Origin of the sequence: Mariniblastus fucicola (genome assembly GCF_008087665.1) — a bacterium.
Classification (GTDB): Bacteria; Planctomycetota; Planctomycetia; order Pirellulales; family Pirellulaceae; genus Mariniblastus; species Mariniblastus fucicola.
Window position 1 is genome coordinate 5159637 of the sequence record NZ_CP042912.1, and the last position, 18156, is coordinate 5177792.

Consider the following 18156-nt stretch of genomic DNA (forward strand, 5'->3'; position numbering starts at 1 on the left):
TCAACCACGGGCGATTGCCGCGGAAGCCATCGATCTAGCGTTGTTGCCCGGCAGCATTAGTCTGTGCAATCAGACTAACGATCTGCTGAGTGATCTCATTGTTGGGGCGATGGAATACGACCTTGCTGTTCACTTTTTGCATGATCGTACCCGGCTGACTCGGATCCATCGCTGCAGAATCGTGACGGATGACCAACTGGATGGCACGTTGCTCGCAATGAGACGCGATCGCCTGCTTGATCTGAGAGTACGTGTCGTAGTGCAGTTGAGCTTCACGCTCCATCAGCATACGAAGCTTGCCACGTTGCTGGACTTCCAGAGCAGCCGACTCCTTGGCCAATTCTGTTTCCGCCTGGCGAAACTCGGGGGAATCCGGCTGGTAATTCTTCAGCACGCCCGCCTTCTCCATCAGCTTGGCTTGCATCTGGCGTGTCTCTTCCTTGAAGCGATCGGCTTCCGCCTTCAGTGATTCAAGCTGTTGAGAAAAACTTGGATGACTCTTGAAGACCAGGCCGATGTCAACGACGGCGACTTTGGTTTGTGCATTTGCAGAGTTGACGTTCATTACGAGGGCGACAAGGCCCAAAATTGTGAACGTTTTGAAGATACGTAGGATCATCACTTTCAGCACTCCCTTGCTGTCGTTGCGTTTTGGCAATGTTAAATTCCTGAGGGGTTGGAGCGACAATCCATTGCCGCGATACCTTCAGGTTGGTGATTCGTGTTTGGTATTCTGTCGATGTGTTGGAAAAGTGTAAATACCGATATGTGCTGGCAGTTTGCAGAACGAATACTACGCGGTGACGGTAAACGTTTCGCGAAGTTCGTCAGCAAGTTCCTGGTATCGCAAGTAGAACCCTCGCGAAAGAGCCCACAGATAAAGGTTCAACCCGACAGACCCCAATAACATCAGAAACAGCATTAGTTGCGTCGCGTTGTCATTGGTTTTATTTTCTGGATCAAGATCTCTGACTCCCTGACCTGGATTGGTTCCCTGAGGAGCTCCGGATCTCGTGTCAGTTCGATTTGGATTGCCGAAACCCCCAATCGAAAGGGCGGCTCGATCCGCCACAGGTGGAGGCGTCTCATTCATACGATCTCCCGGCTGAGCTGCACGACGCTGCCCCTGGACCAGATCGCCGCGGCTATCGCCGCTAATATTGAACAGATTCCGCAGATGATCACGATCGGCTTTAACAGCCTGAACTTCTGTTCCCAGTGATTGGTTTTGGTTGTCCAACTGAGCAACCCGTGTTTGCAAATCTTGCATTTGGCTCTTCAGCATACTAACGACGTACGTATCCGTTGTATTTGAAGGAGGAGCAACGGGCGTCGGCTGGCCTATGCCGAAGTTCCGGTTGGCATAACGATCTGCTCGATAATCCTGCCGACTTCGAGCCTCAATTTGCTGCTGCTCATACCGCAATCGCTCATTTTCTTGCTGAAGCTTTCGATTTGAATCGGCCAAAGCCAGTTTTTCTTGAGCTTCTTTTTCCTCGAGCCATTTTTCGTACGCCAATCGCCGCCGCTCAATCTCGCTCATCGCGGTATTCTGCTCCCACGGATTCGCCCGAACGTTTGGCTGTCGAACATTTGTGTCTCGAAAATTTGGATCTATCGTCGTGTCATCGCGGCCCGACGTGTTGCCCATCGTCGTGGCGCCGGCGAGTCGCCAACGACTATCGTCTGACTGGAATCCAGCGGATGGCGTTTGAGTCGACTGCGTGGCACGAGCCAAACCGGGAGGATACTCAATCGTCGCAGATGTGTAGCGGCCTTTGAGATTTTCAGGAACCTCGAACTCAAACGAATAATCGCTCAAATTCGCGAGGTGCTTGTCGTTGAACGTAAACACAAGTGTGTCACCACGCAGCGTCGGGACAACCTCTGCGGTAGGACCGGGCTTGGGCTGGTTGACGTCCGAGATGGTGATCCGGTTCACCATGGAATCCTTGACGGGTGCCTTCACCGTTCCGAACTTTTGCAGATCGGTTAGCACATCCGGCGGAATGCCCAAATAGCACACGTTCTTGTCCGGTTCGGAATATCGCGGAGTTCCAGATCGGGCGGGCAAGCCGCTCGACCCAGCAATCTCTGGTGACAATGTGTTCCTGGGCGGATAGCTGTCTCTTACCGGGCTTCGAGAATCAAGTAGAGTCGAAGTCTCTGACGTTCGTTCGTTCGCCCGAGGCGTTCCGAAAGCTCGGCGCGCACGGCGATTTGCACCCAACGTGCCACCGCTTTCAGCCATCGAACTTCGATCGCCAGACATGCGATCTTCGGTCTCAATGGGAACTACTGGTGGTTCGGCGTTCTCGCTTCGATCAAACGAACCTCCGAACGCACTTCGATCGGCGGTTCCACTTTGCGTTTGGAATCCGTTACTATTATTACTCTGCTGAGCTTGCGCCATCCCGGTGCAAGACAAAATCAGCAGCGTTACCATCAATCCCTTCATGGAACTGCTCCAGATCACTTCATTTTCTGACAGCACCTAATTTACCCGTATTTCGGGCGTTCAGGAAATAGAGATATAAAAAACGCCAGCATCACCGTTCAGGGGACCGTGGTCAGAAAGCGACCCATTTCAAGAGATCCCATGAATCCAGCCCTTTCTTTCGTCATTCCGGCTCTCAACGAAGAAGATTCGATCGAGCAGTTACACTCGGAAATCCTCGACGTTTGTGAGAAAAACAACCTCGAATTCGAAATCGTTTTTGTAGATGACGGATCCCGGGACAGCACCTGGCCAAAGATTCAGCAGCTTTGCCGCGACCACGATTCGACTCGCGCGATTCGCTTTCGGCAAAACTTTGGCAAGGCTGCGGCGCTGCGAGCTGGAGCCGCTGAAACAAAAAATCCGCTGATCGTGACGATGGATGCGGACCTGCAGGACGACCCGGCGGAAGTTCCCAACTTGCTGGAAAAGCTCAATGAGGGCTTCGATGTTGTCAGCGGCTGGAAACAGGTTCGCAACGATCCGCTGGGCAAGACCTTGCCGTCAAAAGTCTTCAACAAACTCGTCAGCTGGCTCACGGGCGTGAAACTTCAGGATCACAATTGCGGATTCAAAGTTTATCGCCGCGAAGTTTTTGATGAAGTGAAACTCTACGGTGAGATGCATCGCTTTGTTCCAGTGCTGGCTGCCGCGCGCGGCTTTCGGATTGCTCAAGTCGCGGTCAACCATCGAGCCCGGCAGTTTGGCGTCTCAAAATATGGGCTGACCCGACTTCCGAAAGGATTCCTCGATTTGTTGACGGTCAGTTTTTTGACCGGTTTCAACCATCGGCCGCAGCACGTTCTGGGATTCGCTGGCTTGATTTCGTTTTCGCTTGGCTTTCTCGGCGTCGCCTGGATGTCGATCTACTGGGTTTTGCGGATGACGATGTTCGAGGATTGGGAGCCCGTGCATCGCAGGCCCATTTTGCTGTACTCGTTCGGCGGAGTTTTGCTCGGGGCTCAATTGTTGTGCATGGGTTTTCTGGCGGAGTTGATCGTGGCCAAGAACGCAGACACGCAGATTCCGTATTCGATCACAGAACGCGAAGACTAAGCGAACACTATGCGAAGACCAGGGCGGCACGGATTCCAGCCTATGCCACCTCCATAATTCACGCTTCGGGTTATGATGGAAGCGAACACAAAGAACTCCAACCAACGCACACTATGGCCAACGCCACAAACTCCTGCCCGTCCGAATTGCCTGCCTTCTGCCAACAGCGGCACTGGTCGATCTATTGGATCTTCATCGCCTGCTCGCTGGTGATGATCGGCGGTCGAGTCATGACGATGCAGAACTGGCAAACTCCAGGCGAATCGGTTTTTCACAGCGCCAACGATCGCAGCCGCTGGGCAACCGTGCGAGCACTCGGCGACCACAACACCTATGAAATCGACGAAGTCGCCCAGCCGGGCCAGCCGATTCGCTGGGACACGATCGATATGGTTCGCCACATCGGCGCCGATGGCTACATGCATTCGTATTCCAGCAAACCGACGTTGTATCCGACGATGGTGGCCGGCATTTACAAAGCCGTCAAAGCCGTCACGGGAATGGAGATTACCGAGCATTCATTGTGGGTGCCGCGGATCATTTTGCTGATCACCAATGTGCTGCCATGGGGCATCTTTTTGTTCTTCCTGGCGAAGCTGATCGATCGCGTTCCGGTGCGAGACTGGAGTCGCTATTTCGTTTTGGCGGTCGCAGGATTCGGAACGTACCTGTCAACCTTTTCGGTCACGCTCAACAATCATTTGCCGGCCGCGATCAGCGTGATGATCGCATCGTATTTTCTGTGTCGCATTTTGTGGAAGCAACGAAGCGATTGGTTGTGCTTTTTCCTGTGCGGGATGTTCGCCTCCTTTACAGCAGCCAACGAGCTTCCGGCGCTTTCGTTTCTGGCGATCGTTGGAGCATTCTGTCTGGTTCGTTCGCCGCTGATGACATTCGCCGGTTTCCTGCCAGGCTTCGCGCTGGTTGTGGCCGCTTTCTTTGGCACCAACTTTTTGGCTCACGGACAATGGAAGCCGCCGTATCTCCATCGCGGCGACGGAGACATGCTGCTTTCAATCGAAGGCGACCACGAAGCGTCTTTTAATGACGGCAAGCTACCGGAAGCGCTTCGCAGTGAGATCGCGACCGCGGCTCCGAAACTCAATTTTGCGCTGCCGAAGATCGTGAAAGGCGATTGGCCCAGCACGTCTGACGAAGTGCAGCGGTGGGTTGTCCGCGACCGGGACAGCGACGCTCAATATGCGGTGCGGCACCAGTCCGGCACGGATCAGTTCGCCGTTCACAAGTGGAGCAATTGGTACGAGTTTCCTGGCAGCTACTGGTTGGCGTCACGGGCCGAGTCAAAATCGGAAGTTGATCGCGGGCAGCCGGATCAGCTACTGTACGCGTTTCATTGCCTGTTTGGGCACCACGGTGTTTTTTCGTTGACGCCGGTTTGGATTTTGGCGTTCGCCGGCATGGTGGTCCTGCTGTGGAACGAGCGGATGCAGTTGAGACTTTTTGCGTTGATGACGATCGTTTTGACGGTGGTCGTGATTTCGTTTTACGTGCTGTATCGCCCGACGATGGATCGCAATTACGGCGGCGTGACGAGTGCCTTGCGTTGGCTTCTGTGGCTGGCTCCGCTGTGGCTGGTTTGCATGTTGCCCGTTGTTGAATGGCTGGGGAAAACCAGAAACGGACGGTTTGTTTGCATCGCCTTGCTGGTCGTAAGTGGTTTGTCGGCGGCGTATTCGTTGGACAACCCGTGGACGCATCCCTGGTTGTATGAGATTTGGAGTTGGACGGGTTTGCCGCGATAGATTTCTGTTTGCGGCCTGCCGTCTACAACGCCGCGATTTTTCGTTTGATCAACTCCCGCTCGTGATCCGCGACGTCGCGAGAAAGTGCCAACAGCAATCGATCCACCGCTGCTGTTTTCTCGCCCGCCAGCTCGTGCACCTTTGCGATCGCACAATCCAGCAGAAAGCTCTCCCGAATCTGATTTGACTGGTCAAGCCAACTCAGCTCGCGCATCGCTTCAGCTTCATCGCCGCGTTGCGCCAACGCGATCGCCCGATTGAGCCGATAAACCGGAGACGCATGCAACTCCAGCAACCGATCGTACAGACTGACGATCGCGTTCCAGTCCGTCGCCTCAACGCTCTGGGCACGGCAATGCAACATCGCGATGGCAGCCTCCAGGTGAAAACGGCTTTCTGGCAATCCCGCTCGCTGCATCCATCGATCTGCGATCAGAATCAGATTCCGATCCCACTTCGCCCGATCCTGATCTTCCAGCAAAACTGTTTCACCATCTTCGTCCTTTCGCGACTCCAAACGCGAACCGTGATACAGCATCAACGCCAACAACGCGAAACTGGTCCGACTGCCGAGTTCGCTGTTGCACAAAAGATGACATAGCCGAGCGGATTCTTCGCAAAGATCGTCACGAATCGGATCGGAGCCCCGTGAGGTGCTGTATCCCTCGTTGAACATCAGGTACAGCGTGTCATGCACCGCCGACAGTCGCTCCTGAAGTTCACTTGCCGCCGGCAGTTCGATCGCAATCGATTCCCTGGCCAGTTTTTGTTTCGCACGCTGAATTCGTTTTTTGACATTCTCCGGATTCAGCAGCAGCCCGCGAGCAATTTCGTGCACGCCGAAACCACACAGGACTTTCAAGGTCAGCGCGATTTGCGATTGCCGATCGAGCACCGGATGACAGCAGACGAAAATCATCCGCAGCAGACTATCTGGCAGCTCGGCTTCCTCCAGCCAATGGTCTACCAACTGTTCAGGTGATTCGGACGGCACGACGACTTCTGCCATCGCGCGGCGGAACACCTCTTCGCGTCGCAGCTCATCCAGAATCCGATTTTTCGCAACGCGATGAATCCACGCCGCGGGATTCTTTGGCAGTCCATTCTGCTTCCACGAGTTCATCGCCTGTAGCATCGCGGCTTGCACGGTTTCCTCGATCAGTTCCAAACGCGCCAAACCGAACACCCGACTGAGCACCGAAACAAGGTTCGCGTGCTCGTGCCGGAAAAAATGTTCGACCAACGAGTCAGCGGACTCAGGCGAATCCGTTGACTCCGTACCGTTAGACGGCTGATTGGCATTTTGAAAACCGTCGCTCATTCGGGAGCCGGGATGTCCATCAGTTCTCTGACTTCCACGCATCCGCCAACTTCAAACACTGGGCAGCCTTTGGTCAGCTTGGATGCCGCGTCCAGATCAGCAGCTTCGACCAGCGAGTATCCTCCGATCAATTCCTTGCTTTCGGTGAACGGACCGTCGGTAACGACTTCGCCGCTCTTGACGACCTTGCCCTCCGGTTTCAGTGCATCGCCCGGTGCGACCATCCAGCCGGCTTCCATCCCGCCTTTGATCCAAGTCATCCAATTCTGGAAAACGGTTTGCATTTCTTCCGGGGAAGCGTTTTCAGAATCGAATTCGGATTCACGGTAAACGAACATGAATTTTGCCATCTCTTTAATCTCCATTGAGTTGCGGTCGCCTCACCGATGTGACGCATTATAGGAACGACGAACGCCGGGCTTCGCCGGGGACAAAATAGAGTAAAATTTCCCGGCCCGCATTTTGGTCCGCCTGACCATGTGCCTATTTGGCCCCAAATTGGGATTTCGGCGTCTTGAAGTGCCTGGGACCGCTGGTATGCTGGATAGATTAGGCGAAATGGCCGGGTTTGCCGGTCTTATTTGCGGGCGATTACGCCAACGATCAACTTGAGGAGCCACTATGAGTAATTCTTCGCGATTGAAGAATTGTTTGCTGATTTTTTCGATAGCCTGCCTGTTCGCATTCGCGTCCCAGGACTCAGCGAAAGCTGACGGTAGCTGGGGAAGTTCGCGCGGCGGTTGGGGATCATCGGGCGGTTCAGGCGGAAGCATGGGCGGCGGAAGTTACGGCTGTCAGGGCGGCGGTTTGTTCAGCCGAGCGCCGGTTCGCAACTTGCTTTCTCGCGTCGGATCCGGAATTGGAAACGGCATCGCCAACATTGGCGACGGCATCGCTAACATTTTTGAGCGGCAACCACTACGCAACGGCCTGTTCGGTTCGCGCGGTGGCTGGGGCAGCAATGGCGGCTACGCATCCAACGGCAGCAGTGGCGGAAGCCAAGGCACTTGGGGTAGCTCAGGTGGATGGGGTTGCAGCGGCGGTGGATATGCAGGCTCTTCGACCTGGTCGCAACCATCTTACATCTCGGCGCCGGCAACAACGCTCGGTTCAGCCATTCCAATGGATTCGGCCGTTCCAATTTACGACTCAGGCGCCATCATCGGTAGCACCAACATGGGCGGCTTCGGAAGTTCCGGAAGCATTTCTGCTTACGTTGATCCAGCGATTTCTTACGGCACAATCAGTTCACCTGCTATGCAATACGAAACTAGCTCTCAAGTCCTTGACTACGGTTACTACGGATCGCAGTTTGGCCCGATTGGAATTCCAACCGACGCGACACTCATCAACGGGACTGTGATCACGGGTCCCATGTTGGATGTCAATGGCCAGTCCGACAATGGAATTATCGAAACGCCTGGCGGGTCTGATCTTCCGGGCAACGATTACTACGATGGCGGCTCGGAGCCAACTCCGGACGACGCGTTCGGTGCAGAGGAAGATGACGATTCTGCTTACATGCCTCGCGGCAAAGCGATCCTTAGTCTGGACGTTCCGAAAGATGCCAAAGTCTTCATCAATGACAAACTGACTCGCACTTCCGGAACCACTCGCAGCTACGTCTCTCGCAACCTGATTCGGGGCAAAGAATATCGCTACCGAGTCAAAGTTGTCTCTGAGGTTGATGGCAAGGATGTCGTTAAATCGCGTGTCGTGACGATGCGTGGTGGTGAACAGAACGAGGTCGCTTTCAACTTTGATCCGATCGTAACCCGTGTTGTGTTAAGCGTTCCTGAGGATGCGAAAGTCATTATCGATGGCAAAGAAACATCAACCGCTGGAGCATTCCGTTCGTTTGCGACACAGCGACTCAAGTCTGGCAAGTGGGATGATTACTCGGTTGAAGTTTCTGTCGTTCGCGATGGAAAAACGCTGACTCGCAAAGAGAAATTTGATCTCGCCGCCGGTGAGTTTCGGTTCTTTGAGTTCGATTTCGATCAGTCTGCTGCAAACAGCATCGTGAAGAAGTAGGCATTGGGAGCTTTCAAGGTGTTGTAGGCTTCCAGCCTTCCGACGCAGCAATGCGTTGGGCCCTTGCAAGCTTTTTAACTGCAAACGAACAACGACTCCAAGGCCGGTCTGCAACAGATCGGCCTTTCGTTTGCGCGTTCCCGTTTAACGACGCGATTCCAATTCGGCGACCGCTGAACGCCAGTCCTCGAATTGAAACCCGAACCCGGATTCGAGCAATCGTCCAGGAATGACACGGCGGCTTTTCAGGATTAGCTCCGTATCGGTTCGCATGAATACAGCACCAATCTCAGCCATCCACTTCATCGCGGGCAAACCGAATCCGACGCCAAGCGCCTTCCGCAATTCCGACTGAAACTGTGCCTGAGGCAGGGGGTTCGGAGCAGCAAGATTCACCGGTCCGCTTAACGACTCGTTCTCAATCAAAAACCGGACTGCATTCACAAAGTCCTGCCCGTGAATCCAGGACACGAACTGTTTGCCGGAACCGATTCGTCCCCCGAGCCATCTCTGGGTCAGTCCGCAAAGCACGTCGAAAACGCCGTCCTTGTCGGGCGACATGACCATCGCAGTTCGCATTGCCACCTTGCGAGTTTGCGGCACCGAGGCCTTTTCCAGCTCCAACTCCCAGGCTTTGGCGATCTCGATACTTCGTGCCCAGTAAGCCGGCGTATCCTTTTCGTTTCCGCCGATGATGCCAGTCGCTTCATCGTTCGCAGCATCAAACCGATGCGAATAGATCGTTGCCGTGCTCATCTGCAACCAGACTTTCGGCGGCGACACTGAATTTGCGATAGCTCGGCCGATGACTCGAGTCGAGTCGACCCGCGAGTCCTTCATCTCAAGAAGATTCTCTTCGGTGTAGCGGCAGTTAACCGTGCGACCCGCGAGATTGATGACGACGTCGGCACCATCAACATGCCGCGTCCAGGAACCAAGTCCAATCCCGTCCCAACGCATCGATTCGTCTGCCGCGTTGCGGCCCAGAACGACAACTTCGTCGCCACTGGACTTGAATGCACGCTCGAGTAGTTGCCCGACCTGACCACTGCCTCCTGGAATAACGATCTTCATTACCGGGCTTTCGTAGTTTCTGGACAGCAAAGATTTGGACGTCCATGCCATTCATGTTCGATACCTCGCATCAGTAACGCGCAGTCAAACTCAACCGTTCCCGGCGGAAACATCTTTGAGTTTTCGAAGTAGCTGGATCGAACTTCGGAAACTTCCAGGGCTTCCACGTTCCAGTTCTTACAACACAGCTCAAGACCATCGAACTTGCTGGACGCATGAGCATCCGAATAACCGAGGGAGCCCAGCTCGAAAAACTTCGAAGCAGAATCCAACGACTCGAATACCGAAGAGGCATTCCATGTGCCGACTGATCCTGCCACGTGGACCGACTCGCCACCGTCGCGACTGGTCATCGTCACCGAAAAATCGTTTTCGCTTTCAACCGCTTCGAAATGTGCGTGATGATGTACGCCAGGAAAAATTCGACCGCCTGCCAGCGAGTTGAGTACCGAATTCGTGTCCCGTCGCGGAATGTAAACGCCGTGTTGTGTTTGCCCTTCGGAATCCCACTCAACGGCAATTCGATGAGCTGCGTTTTCTGACCGAATGCCCCACTGAAATGGCGAAAACTTCGGACGAACATGTTTAAGGCGAATCAGACAAATGCCTCCGATCGCATAGCCATGATAGAGCTGTGGACGAAACGGAGCCGGCAGGACAGAAGCCATGCAGCCTGCGTCGACTCGATAGTTCGCTAGAATGCGACGATCAATTAATCCGGAAATTGCAGGTAAACGCATCATCATTCAAGGGTACCACGAAACAAACGGCATGCTGATAACCGCGAGTACGATCGATGCAAAACCCTATATAATGACTACCCTGAACATTTTGGGACACATTGGCGTTCATGGTCGTCTGGCAATGAAACTGATCAAGTTCCAGAAACTTTTAGTTATATGAACTATTGCTGGTCGAACGCATTAATGAAAAACCTCTTCCTGAATCTCACGTTCCTGCCGCAATCAGCCTGGTTTCTGGCTCCTTTGATCGCCTTGGCCGTCACGATGCCGGCTATCGGGCAGGATGCTTCGCCCGAGTCCGAGCCAACCGTTGCCAAAGAGTCCAGCTCAGAATCGGACGTGGAGGAAGATGCAGAACAGGAAGCCGAGCCGTTTGCAGCAGAAATCGGCTTGCTCAAGGATTCATTTCCTGACGACAGCGACAGCGAACTGGTCAAAGAGCTGACGAAGACGCTCAAGCAACACAAGTCGAAGGCCTTGATCACCAACGACGCGATTATCTTCGGAATCCTGATGGTCATCCTTGGTCTGATCTTTTGGACTTCGAATAGTAACATCGGCTTGTTCAAACTTTTCTACAAAGTCGTTCCGATGCTGCTGGTTTGTTATTTCCTGCCGTCGCTTCTAACGTTCTTTGAATTGGTCGATCACCATAACTCGAACCTCTACTACATGGCCACGCGGTACTTGCTGCCGGCTACGCTGGTGCTGTTAACTCTAAGCATTGACCTGAAAGAAATTTTCAAGCTTGGCCCTAAAGCTTTGATCATGTTCCTGACCGGAACTGCGGGTGTCGTTTTCGGCGGGCCCATCGCCGTCTTAATCGTTTCGTTTTTTGCTCCGGACATCATTGGAGTCGATGGCCCTGAAGCGGTTTGGCGCGGACTCAGCACGGTTGCTGGAAGCTGGATCGGCGGCGGAGCAAACCAGGCCGCGATGCAAGTTGTGTTCATGAGTCCTCCCGACGGCGCGACGGCGGCAACCGAGAAAAATCTTGGGGATTTGTATAGTGTGATGATCGCAGTTGACGTTTTCGTGGCTGAGATCTGGATGCTGTTTCTGCTGTTGGGGGTCGGGAAAGCGGATGCGATTGATCGGCTTTTCAAAGCGGACTCTTCAAGCATTCGAAGGCTGCAAGAGAAGATGGAGAAGTTCAGCCAGAAAGTAGCTCGCGTCCCCAGCGCCACTGACTTGATGGTTTTGGGAGCCATCGGATTCGGTGCAACGGCGTTGGCTCACTACGGCGGATCGGAAATCTCTACCTATGTAAAGGAATTGATCAAGGCAACAACTCCGCAGGATGTCGGCTCTGTCGAGGCTGGCGTGTCGGCGACATCGCCGTGGGCGTTTCTGAAAAGCCTTGGACTGGCCAGTTCATTTTTCTGGCTGATCGTGATTTCAACCACGATTGGCATCCTTCTTTCGTTCACGCCGCTGAAAAACTACGAAGGCGCAGGGGCTTCGAAATTGGGAACAGTTTTCATTTTCATTTTGGTTGCCGTGATCGGCATGGGGATGGACATCAGTGCTGTTGCCAAACATCCAGGTTACTTTCTGGTCGGCGGCATTTGGATGCTGTTTCACGTTGGGTTGATGTTCCTGGTCGGCTGGCTGATTCGGGCACCGTATTTTTTCCTCGCCGTCGGCAGCAAAGCCAACATCGGCGGCGCGGCAAGTGCTCCGGTCGTCGCGGCGGCCTTCCATCCGTCGTTGGCTCCGGTTGGCGTTTTACTGGCGGTTCTGGGGTACGCATTGGGGACCTATGGAGCAATGGTTTGCGCGTGGATGATGCAAGCCGCGACGCCGGCAGGCGGATAATTCTCGCTCACATTTCTGGCTTGCATCCATCCGCGATTGACGTAGAATTCCGCAAGTCAGACTGACACGGGGGCGTGGCGGAATTGGCAGACGCGCTAGATTTAGGATCTAGTGTCCTTACGGACGTGCAGGTTCAATTCCTGTCGCCCCCACTAAGAAAACCAGGGACTTATGACGATTCAGTTTTAGGTCCCTTTTTTCGTGCAATGTGCCATGGGGACAATTTGCGGCACGCCAGAGTTTTCAATCGCAGAACGGCGTCGACCGATCCTTTGGTGGGATCAACTTTTGAGCAATCCCGATGTCGAGACATGCACATGGTAAATCCACTTAGTAAACTCGAATTGATGGTCACCTGGATTTTCTATTTCCAGCCTGACGATCGCGGTCTCGCCAAGTTGCAATTCCCCCAAATCACAATTCATTTCCCAGAACTGCGATTGGCGATGACGAATCAAAACGGTACTGCATTCGACTTCTGTTTGTGAATAAAGTGCATCAGGGCCGGGTTTATTTCACGGCATGAATGCACGCACAACGGCGCACAAAAGCGAACTAGCCCAGTTACTCGATTGGAATTCGATACGAGATGCCGGTCGGAAATCGTCTGTCCAAAGCACGGGTGTGCCGACGTCAGCACGAGCTCGCTCAGCTCAAAGATGAGTATTCTCGTGCCCTCGAAGCAATTCAAACGGAAGTTGACATCGCGGTCCGCGAGCTGAGAACGTCTTACATGGAAATCGATGCGAAAAGCCTTGCCCTGGCGGCGGCGGCTGAAGTCAACACGATTCAGCAACGTTGGATGCGATCGATGGACGGAGGCGGGTCTGCGTCATTGAATCTCGAATCACTGCTCCGCGCGATGGAACGGGTGACCGAAGCAGAGCGGGAGTATACGACGTCGATCCTTACCTACAACCTTGCGTCGGTAAATCTGAAGCGAGCTAACGGCACGTTACTGCAGTCCGAAAACGTGTCGGTGAATCGTAGCTGCGAGAACGGGTGCCAATTGATGCAATTGAACAAAGGCGACTCTTATGGAGTTGCACCAACGTTGCCATTGGAGACGATTGATTCGGAGTTTGCGATCCCGGCTAACGTCGAAGCAGTTGCACCGGCTGCCCCATCGACGGATCATTAAAAGCCGCTTCGCCGATCACGTTTGGAGTTCGCGCGAAGTTCTGTGAGTCTACAGCTCAGCTTGCAAGGACCGTTTTCGGACGAAGCGCAATCCGCCTCGTCGCAGCAGAAACAGATGAACGATTGTGGCAGCGATCGACAATCCTACCAACAAGCCCCACTCAAACTTCGACAGGTGAGAAAAGTAGAAGTAGCCTGCCATCGAGGCAACGACCTGGCACATAATCATCACCGGCAATCGAAAGCCGACCTTTTGCCCAAGCATCGCCCAAATGGACGCCAAAGTGTTGACGGAGATCGTCGCGACAAGAACACCGAGCGTCAAAATCTGGTTCCCGTTCCCGGACGAGAAATTTAGCATTGGCCAAACAAGTCGAATCACCGAACAGAAAACAGCCACTCCGGCAGTCAACAGCATCAATTGAAGAATGCTGAACTGCATGCCTTCTTCAAACTCAACGTCGCTTGCTTGGACGGTGACGAAGTTCCCGCGGAGCAACTTGACAGTCTCCAACGTCAAACCAACAACCAATCCGATGGCCAGCGGAATCAGGATCACTTGCAGTTCCGCGCCACCGGTGTTGGCCGCCAGAGCGACGCCCGTCAATATTAGAACAAAGAATGCCGGGACATATGGAATCCAGCCTTTCAAGACAGAGGCCCAGATCGCAACGATTCCCGCGAACGCGAGATTGACACCGACGAAACCAATCACGGCCAGCTCTTTGGAAGGCGAATTTGGGATAAAGCAGATCAGAAGCAAGTCGATCGCCATCAACGCCGCAGTGAAACACCACGCCAACTTGAACGAGTAAGTTCTCGATTCGCTCGTCTCTGACATAAGTTGCTGACCAGTCAAAATCTCAAAAACGGCTTTGACGTCGCCACGTCGATTGCTTGCCAAGCCTGCATCGATTGTATCAACCTCATCCATTGCCTGGTTGTTTGCGTTCCTAAAACAAGGTTTCGTGAACTTCACGGTGATCCACGGACTCGGCAGGCTTCGCGGCGGGTCAAGGGTTCGCGGCTTCCGACGACCGCTTGCCGCGACGGCACGCAATCGACGCCTCAATCGTTGCTGTTTGTGTCTCAACGTCTTCCATGTACGCTTCGGCGACTTTGCCTCTGCAAGACCCGTCAACAACTGACCTGCCATGCCCGACCCGACCGCACTCCAAACCGAAGCCGACATCTACGGCTTTCTAGCCCGCCTCTGGATCGCAGCACCCGACGAAGCCGCGCTAGGCCAACTTCAAACCGGCAAACTTCACGAAGCCTGGACACAACTCGGTGGGCCTGTCCCGAAGTTCGACTCTGAGAGTCAAACGCTCGATAAACTCACGGGCGAATACCGCGAGAGCTTACTCACGCTCGAAGATCAGCCGCCTCCGCACCAGTCTGCCACCAATGACAATGGGCTCGAAGACGATTGCTTTGAATCGCTCAACCAGTTCGTCGACATCATCGGCCAGCCAAATGGTTCGCTCTTTGAGCAGCAGAAGGACAGGGATCACGCCGGCGTGCTGCTAGCGTTGATGCAACGTGTCTGTGCTTACGGAGCCCAATGCGATGCTGATGATGCGGAGGCAGTTGCGGAATTGCGAAGCCAGTTTTTTGATGCTCATCTGGTTTGGTTGATCGACTACTGTGAAGTCGCGATGACCAGAACGGAAAGCAGTTTCTATAACGGCCTGTTCAAAGTCACGGCCAATTTCCTGAGCCGCTAAGCCGTTGTCAAAACAAGTCCGGCACAACTTTCTGGTTGCGAAAAAGCGATCTGTGAAACAGTCGTTCCGCCCAAAGACGTCCGTTGCTATCACGTCGGTGAACTGAACGAAGTGATCTTGCCCAGATTCCGCGGATTGGCGAAAACAGCAAGTGGTTCCATGGAAGGGACAGAATGCGATCCCCAAAACTGGATCGCCAAATACCGAATCTCATCTCTCAATCGTCAAGGAAGGCGTTGCAGATGAAGCGAAAACCACAATTCTTTTCACCCACAGCGCTTTCGTTGTGCGTTTTCGTTTTCGGCGTCACATTGGCGAACTGCAATGCGCAGAATCTGCAAACCAGTTCCGCAAATCAAACGCAGTTCTACGGTCAGTGGAGTCCGCCGGCGGAAACTCAACAGGAAGTGACTCCAGACCCAACCAAAGACAGATTCCGGGAGCTGTTTCCTCCAACGAAACTGCAACCCATCGCAGATCGCTCAGCCAGCCGCTATCCGCTGCCGCAGAAACCGGCGCCGATGGTCGAAAGCTTGCCAAAGGCTCGTCCTCTGCAACCAATTAGCCAGAACAATTTTCTGCAAGGATCGTTCTCACAGGAACCCAGCCCTGGCGGAGACTTTGCACGCGTGAACCATCACGAGGCTTCTACGGCAGAAGCCGTTATGCCACTGCCAAAAACCAACTCGAACGCTGACTGGCCGCCCATTTCTGAATCGCTCGACGCCAATCAAATGGTCGACGGCATCAAACAGGAATCGGAAACAGCTCTCTCGGGGATCGTCGGATCGATGCAAACCAGTGGCAAGGATTTCTGGAGCCAGTTCCAGGCAAACGGTGGCTGGGGAGAGAAAATCGCAAGCGTATTCAGCGGCGGCGATGATCGTTTCCGTAAAGTCTTCGGCTCGTTGGCAGTCGTCATTGGCGGCTACCTCGCGTTTGTCTGGCTCATGCGAAAATTCAATCTGTCGAACAATCGTGGGATCCCGTCGGAAGTCATCGAAGTCATCGGCAATGCTCCCTTTGGACCACGAAAGAATCTACAACTGGTCCGCCTGGGCAGCAAACTTCTGTTGCTGATGAGCGGCCCGGAAGGCACTCACCCGGTTGGCGAAATTACTGACGCCGCGGAAGTCGACTATTTAATTTCGCTGTGCAACGGCAAAGGAACCAAGGCGACTCGATCGGTGATGTCGGCCGTCAAAAAGATTGGGCGTGGAGTTGCGGAATCGAGTGCTCCCGGACGGACGCTGCACCCGACCAGCCCCGGACCTTCTGAGAAGACTTTCTCTGCGTCGCAATTGGTGCAGGCTCTTGAGTCGATTCAGGGTTCCAGTCGTTCGAACACCGTTTTCGAAGCGTAGAAAGCATGACTCGTTTCTCTCAACTAATTCCAACCGTTGCGCTGCTGGCCATCCTGTTGCTACCAGCCAGCGCTGTAGATGCGTATCAATCGCCGCTGGCTCCGATGCCGATTGGCACCAACGATGCCGTTTCGATTGAAAGTCCGACAGGCACGTTGGTGTCACCACAAAGTGCGCCTTTGCAGAACCTGCCTTCGCAAAGTGCGCCATCACGCGAATCCGAAACTGCAGCCCCGCCGGAAAATGTATCGGCGAGCATCGATCAACTGCTATCGGACCAGACGGAATCTCTGACGGCGCCCGAGTCGCTGCCTTCGTCGATCAAACTGGCTGTAATTCTTGGCGTCCTGTCACTGGCGCCGGCGATCATTTTGATGTCCACGTGCTACGTCCGAATCATTGTCGTGCTGACCTTGCTGCGACAGGCCTTTGGAGTGCAGCAACTGCCGCCGACGCAGGTGCTGACGGCGCTTTCGATGTTCGTGACGCTGCTGGTGATGACTCCGGTTTGGCAGGAAGTCAAAACGGAGGCCTTTGACCCGTACACGCGTGCGGAGAATCCGATTTCGTGGGAAGAGGCCTGGAGCAACGGCGTGTCACCAATGAAGCGGTTCATGTTGCGGCAAATTCAAATCGCAAACAACGAAGATTCCATTGCTGTTTTCTATCAGAACTTGCCACAAGAATCGGCTTCTGATTCTGCCGAGCTTCCGACGGAATTGGAAGACGTCCCGATCAAGATCGTATTGCCGGCGTTCCTGATCAGTGAACTGAAGGTCGCTTTCTTACTGGGGTTTCAAATCTATCTACCATTTCTGATTCTCGATCTGGTCGTTTCGTCGGTCACGGTGTCGATGGGCATGGTGATGCTGCCGCCGACGATGGTGAGCTTTCCGTTGAAGCTGATTTTGTTCGTGATGGTCGATGGATGGAATCTGGTGATGGGGATGTTGCTGCAAAGCTTTGGTTGACGTAAGGCGATTGCAATAACTGGTACTGAGCCACGCGACTTTCAAACTCAGTTCACTCAAAAACGTAACACTGTCCGACTTAAACACAGCCAAACCAAAAACCATGGAACCTGAATCAGCAATCGAAGCCAGCCGCGAAGCGATCAAAGTCTGTTTCATGGTCGGCGGACCCATCTTGGCCGTTTGTCTAATCGTCGGTCTGTTGATGGGACTGGCACAAGCCATGTCTCACATCCAGGACCAGGCTCTGGCAACCGTCCCGAAAATCCTCGCCATCATGGCGGTCATTGGCTTGGCTCTGCCGTGGTTCGCGGATCGCATGATGGATTTCTCCAAAGAACAATTTAGCCGACCGTTCATGGCAAAAACTGCTTCTGCGTCCAGGACGGAACCCGTCGCCGAGCACCAAGTTGAATCATTGCTTGCGCCTGAATCGACATTTGACGAAAGCTACTATCCGCGTCTTGATGCGCCACCGCTTGAGTCATCGCGGCCATCGCCATCGCGTCCGGTGGCGACGCAGGCTTCGTTTCAAAAACAGAAAATCAATCCGGTTCCCGGCGTCGAGAAAAAAGAGTCGCCGAACCCGTTCTCGCTTCCCAGCTACCGGTTTAGTCGCCGACCGAGCGAAAACATCGAAGGGTAGGG

General features: G+C 53.9%; 16 protein-coding genes and 1 tRNA gene. 10 read left to right on the forward strand and 7 right to left on the reverse strand.

What is annotated here, in order from left to right:
- Window positions 1-34: 34 nt before the first annotated feature.
- Entirely contained in the window at window positions 35-658 is a 624-nt protein-coding gene (locus MFFC18_RS19285; RefSeq protein ID WP_075083453.1) for an OmpH family outer membrane protein, read from the reverse strand.
- Between the two features lie 135 nt (window positions 659-793).
- Window positions 794-2458 carry a hypothetical protein gene (locus tag MFFC18_RS19290; protein WP_148618990.1) on the reverse strand — a complete coding sequence of 555 codons (1665 nt, stop codon included), beginning with the start codon at window positions 2456-2458 and terminating at the stop codon, window positions 794-796.
- A 141-nt stretch (window positions 2459-2599) separates the two neighbouring features.
- Between MFFC18_RS19290 and MFFC18_RS19295 the strand changes: the two genes are divergently transcribed.
- A complete protein-coding gene (locus MFFC18_RS19295) occupies window positions 2600-3553 on the forward strand; it encodes a glycosyltransferase family 2 protein (protein ID WP_075083455.1) in 954 nt (317 codons plus the stop codon).
- A gap of 113 nt (window positions 3554-3666) precedes the next feature.
- Window positions 3667-5316, forward strand: a complete 1650-nt coding sequence (locus MFFC18_RS19300) for a hypothetical protein (RefSeq protein ID WP_075083456.1) — start codon at window positions 3667-3669, stop codon at window positions 5314-5316.
- Window positions 5317-5338: 22 nt separating this feature from the next.
- On the opposite strand, the gene MFFC18_RS19305 is transcribed toward MFFC18_RS19300, so the two are convergent.
- Both MFFC18_RS19305 and MFFC18_RS19310 read right to left on the reverse strand, forming a co-directional pair.
- Window positions 5339-6637 (reverse strand): RNA polymerase sigma factor, encoded by a 1299-nt coding sequence (locus tag MFFC18_RS19305; protein ID WP_084416963.1) that lies wholly within the window; start codon window positions 6635-6637, stop codon window positions 5339-5341.
- On the reverse strand, window positions 6634-6987 hold the full coding sequence (locus MFFC18_RS19310) for a YciI family protein (protein WP_075083457.1): 354 nt from the start codon (window positions 6985-6987) through the stop codon (window positions 6634-6636). The genes MFFC18_RS19305 and MFFC18_RS19310 overlap by 4 nt, the downstream gene beginning before the upstream one ends.
- 271 nt (window positions 6988-7258) lie before the next feature.
- On the opposite strand from MFFC18_RS19310, the gene MFFC18_RS19315 reads away from it, so the two are divergent.
- On the forward strand, window positions 7259-8671 hold the full coding sequence (locus MFFC18_RS19315) for a TIGR03000 domain-containing protein (protein ID WP_075083458.1): 1413 nt from the start codon (window positions 7259-7261) through the stop codon (window positions 8669-8671).
- 144 nt (window positions 8672-8815) lie between these two features.
- Here MFFC18_RS19315 and MFFC18_RS19320 read toward each other — a convergent pair whose 3' ends face one another.
- A complete protein-coding gene (locus MFFC18_RS19320) occupies window positions 8816-9745 on the reverse strand; it encodes a TIGR01777 family oxidoreductase (RefSeq protein ID WP_075083459.1) in 930 nt (309 codons plus the stop codon).
- Entirely contained in the window at window positions 9745-10485 is a 741-nt protein-coding gene (locus MFFC18_RS19325) for a DUF2071 domain-containing protein (protein WP_075083581.1), read from the reverse strand. Before MFFC18_RS19325 ends, MFFC18_RS19320 begins: the two co-directional genes overlap by 1 nt.
- A gap of 186 nt (window positions 10486-10671) precedes the next feature.
- Between MFFC18_RS19325 and MFFC18_RS19330 the strand changes: the two genes are divergently transcribed.
- The 3 genes from MFFC18_RS19330 (at window position 10672) to MFFC18_RS19340 (ending at window position 13447) form a co-directional block, all read left to right on the forward strand.
- On the forward strand, window positions 10672-12306 hold the full coding sequence (locus MFFC18_RS19330; RefSeq protein ID WP_202907514.1) for a DUF819 family protein: 1635 nt from the start codon (window positions 10672-10674) through the stop codon (window positions 12304-12306).
- Window positions 12307-12374: 68 nt separating this feature from the next.
- A tRNA-Leu gene (locus MFFC18_RS19335) sits at window positions 12375-12458 on the forward strand.
- 437 nt (window positions 12459-12895) lie between these two features.
- A complete protein-coding gene (locus tag MFFC18_RS19340) occupies window positions 12896-13447 on the forward strand; it encodes a TolC family protein (RefSeq protein WP_075083461.1) in 552 nt (183 codons plus the stop codon).
- Between the two features lie 48 nt (window positions 13448-13495).
- Here MFFC18_RS19340 and MFFC18_RS19345 read toward each other — a convergent pair whose 3' ends face one another.
- On the reverse strand, window positions 13496-14350 hold the full coding sequence (locus MFFC18_RS19345; RefSeq protein ID WP_148618991.1) for a hypothetical protein: 855 nt from the start codon (window positions 14348-14350) through the stop codon (window positions 13496-13498).
- Window positions 14351-14600: 250 nt separating this feature from the next.
- Here MFFC18_RS19345 and MFFC18_RS19350 point away from each other — a divergent pair, with 250 nt between their 5' ends.
- The 4 genes from MFFC18_RS19350 to MFFC18_RS19365 all read left to right on the forward strand — a co-directional run bounded on the left by MFFC18_RS19350 (window position 14601) and on the right by MFFC18_RS19365 (window position 18154).
- Complete coding sequence (locus tag MFFC18_RS19350) at window positions 14601-15173, forward strand: TorD/DmsD family molecular chaperone (RefSeq protein WP_075083463.1); 573 nt, start codon at window positions 14601-14603, stop codon at window positions 15171-15173.
- 242 nt (window positions 15174-15415) lie between these two features.
- A complete protein-coding gene (locus MFFC18_RS19355) occupies window positions 15416-16537 on the forward strand; it encodes a FliO/MopB family protein (RefSeq protein WP_075083465.1) in 1122 nt (373 codons plus the stop codon).
- Window positions 16538-16542: 5 nt separating this feature from the next.
- Window positions 16543-17508: a flagellar type III secretion system pore protein FliP gene (gene fliP / locus MFFC18_RS19360; RefSeq protein WP_075083466.1), complete on the forward strand. Its 966-nt coding sequence runs from the start codon at window positions 16543-16545 to the stop codon at window positions 17506-17508.
- Between the two features lie 103 nt (window positions 17509-17611).
- Window positions 17612-18154 carry a flagellar biosynthetic protein FliQ gene (locus tag MFFC18_RS19365; RefSeq protein WP_075083467.1) on the forward strand — a complete coding sequence of 181 codons (543 nt, stop codon included), beginning with the start codon at window positions 17612-17614 and terminating at the stop codon, window positions 18152-18154.
- The last annotated feature ends 2 nt before the right edge of the window (window positions 18155-18156 follow it).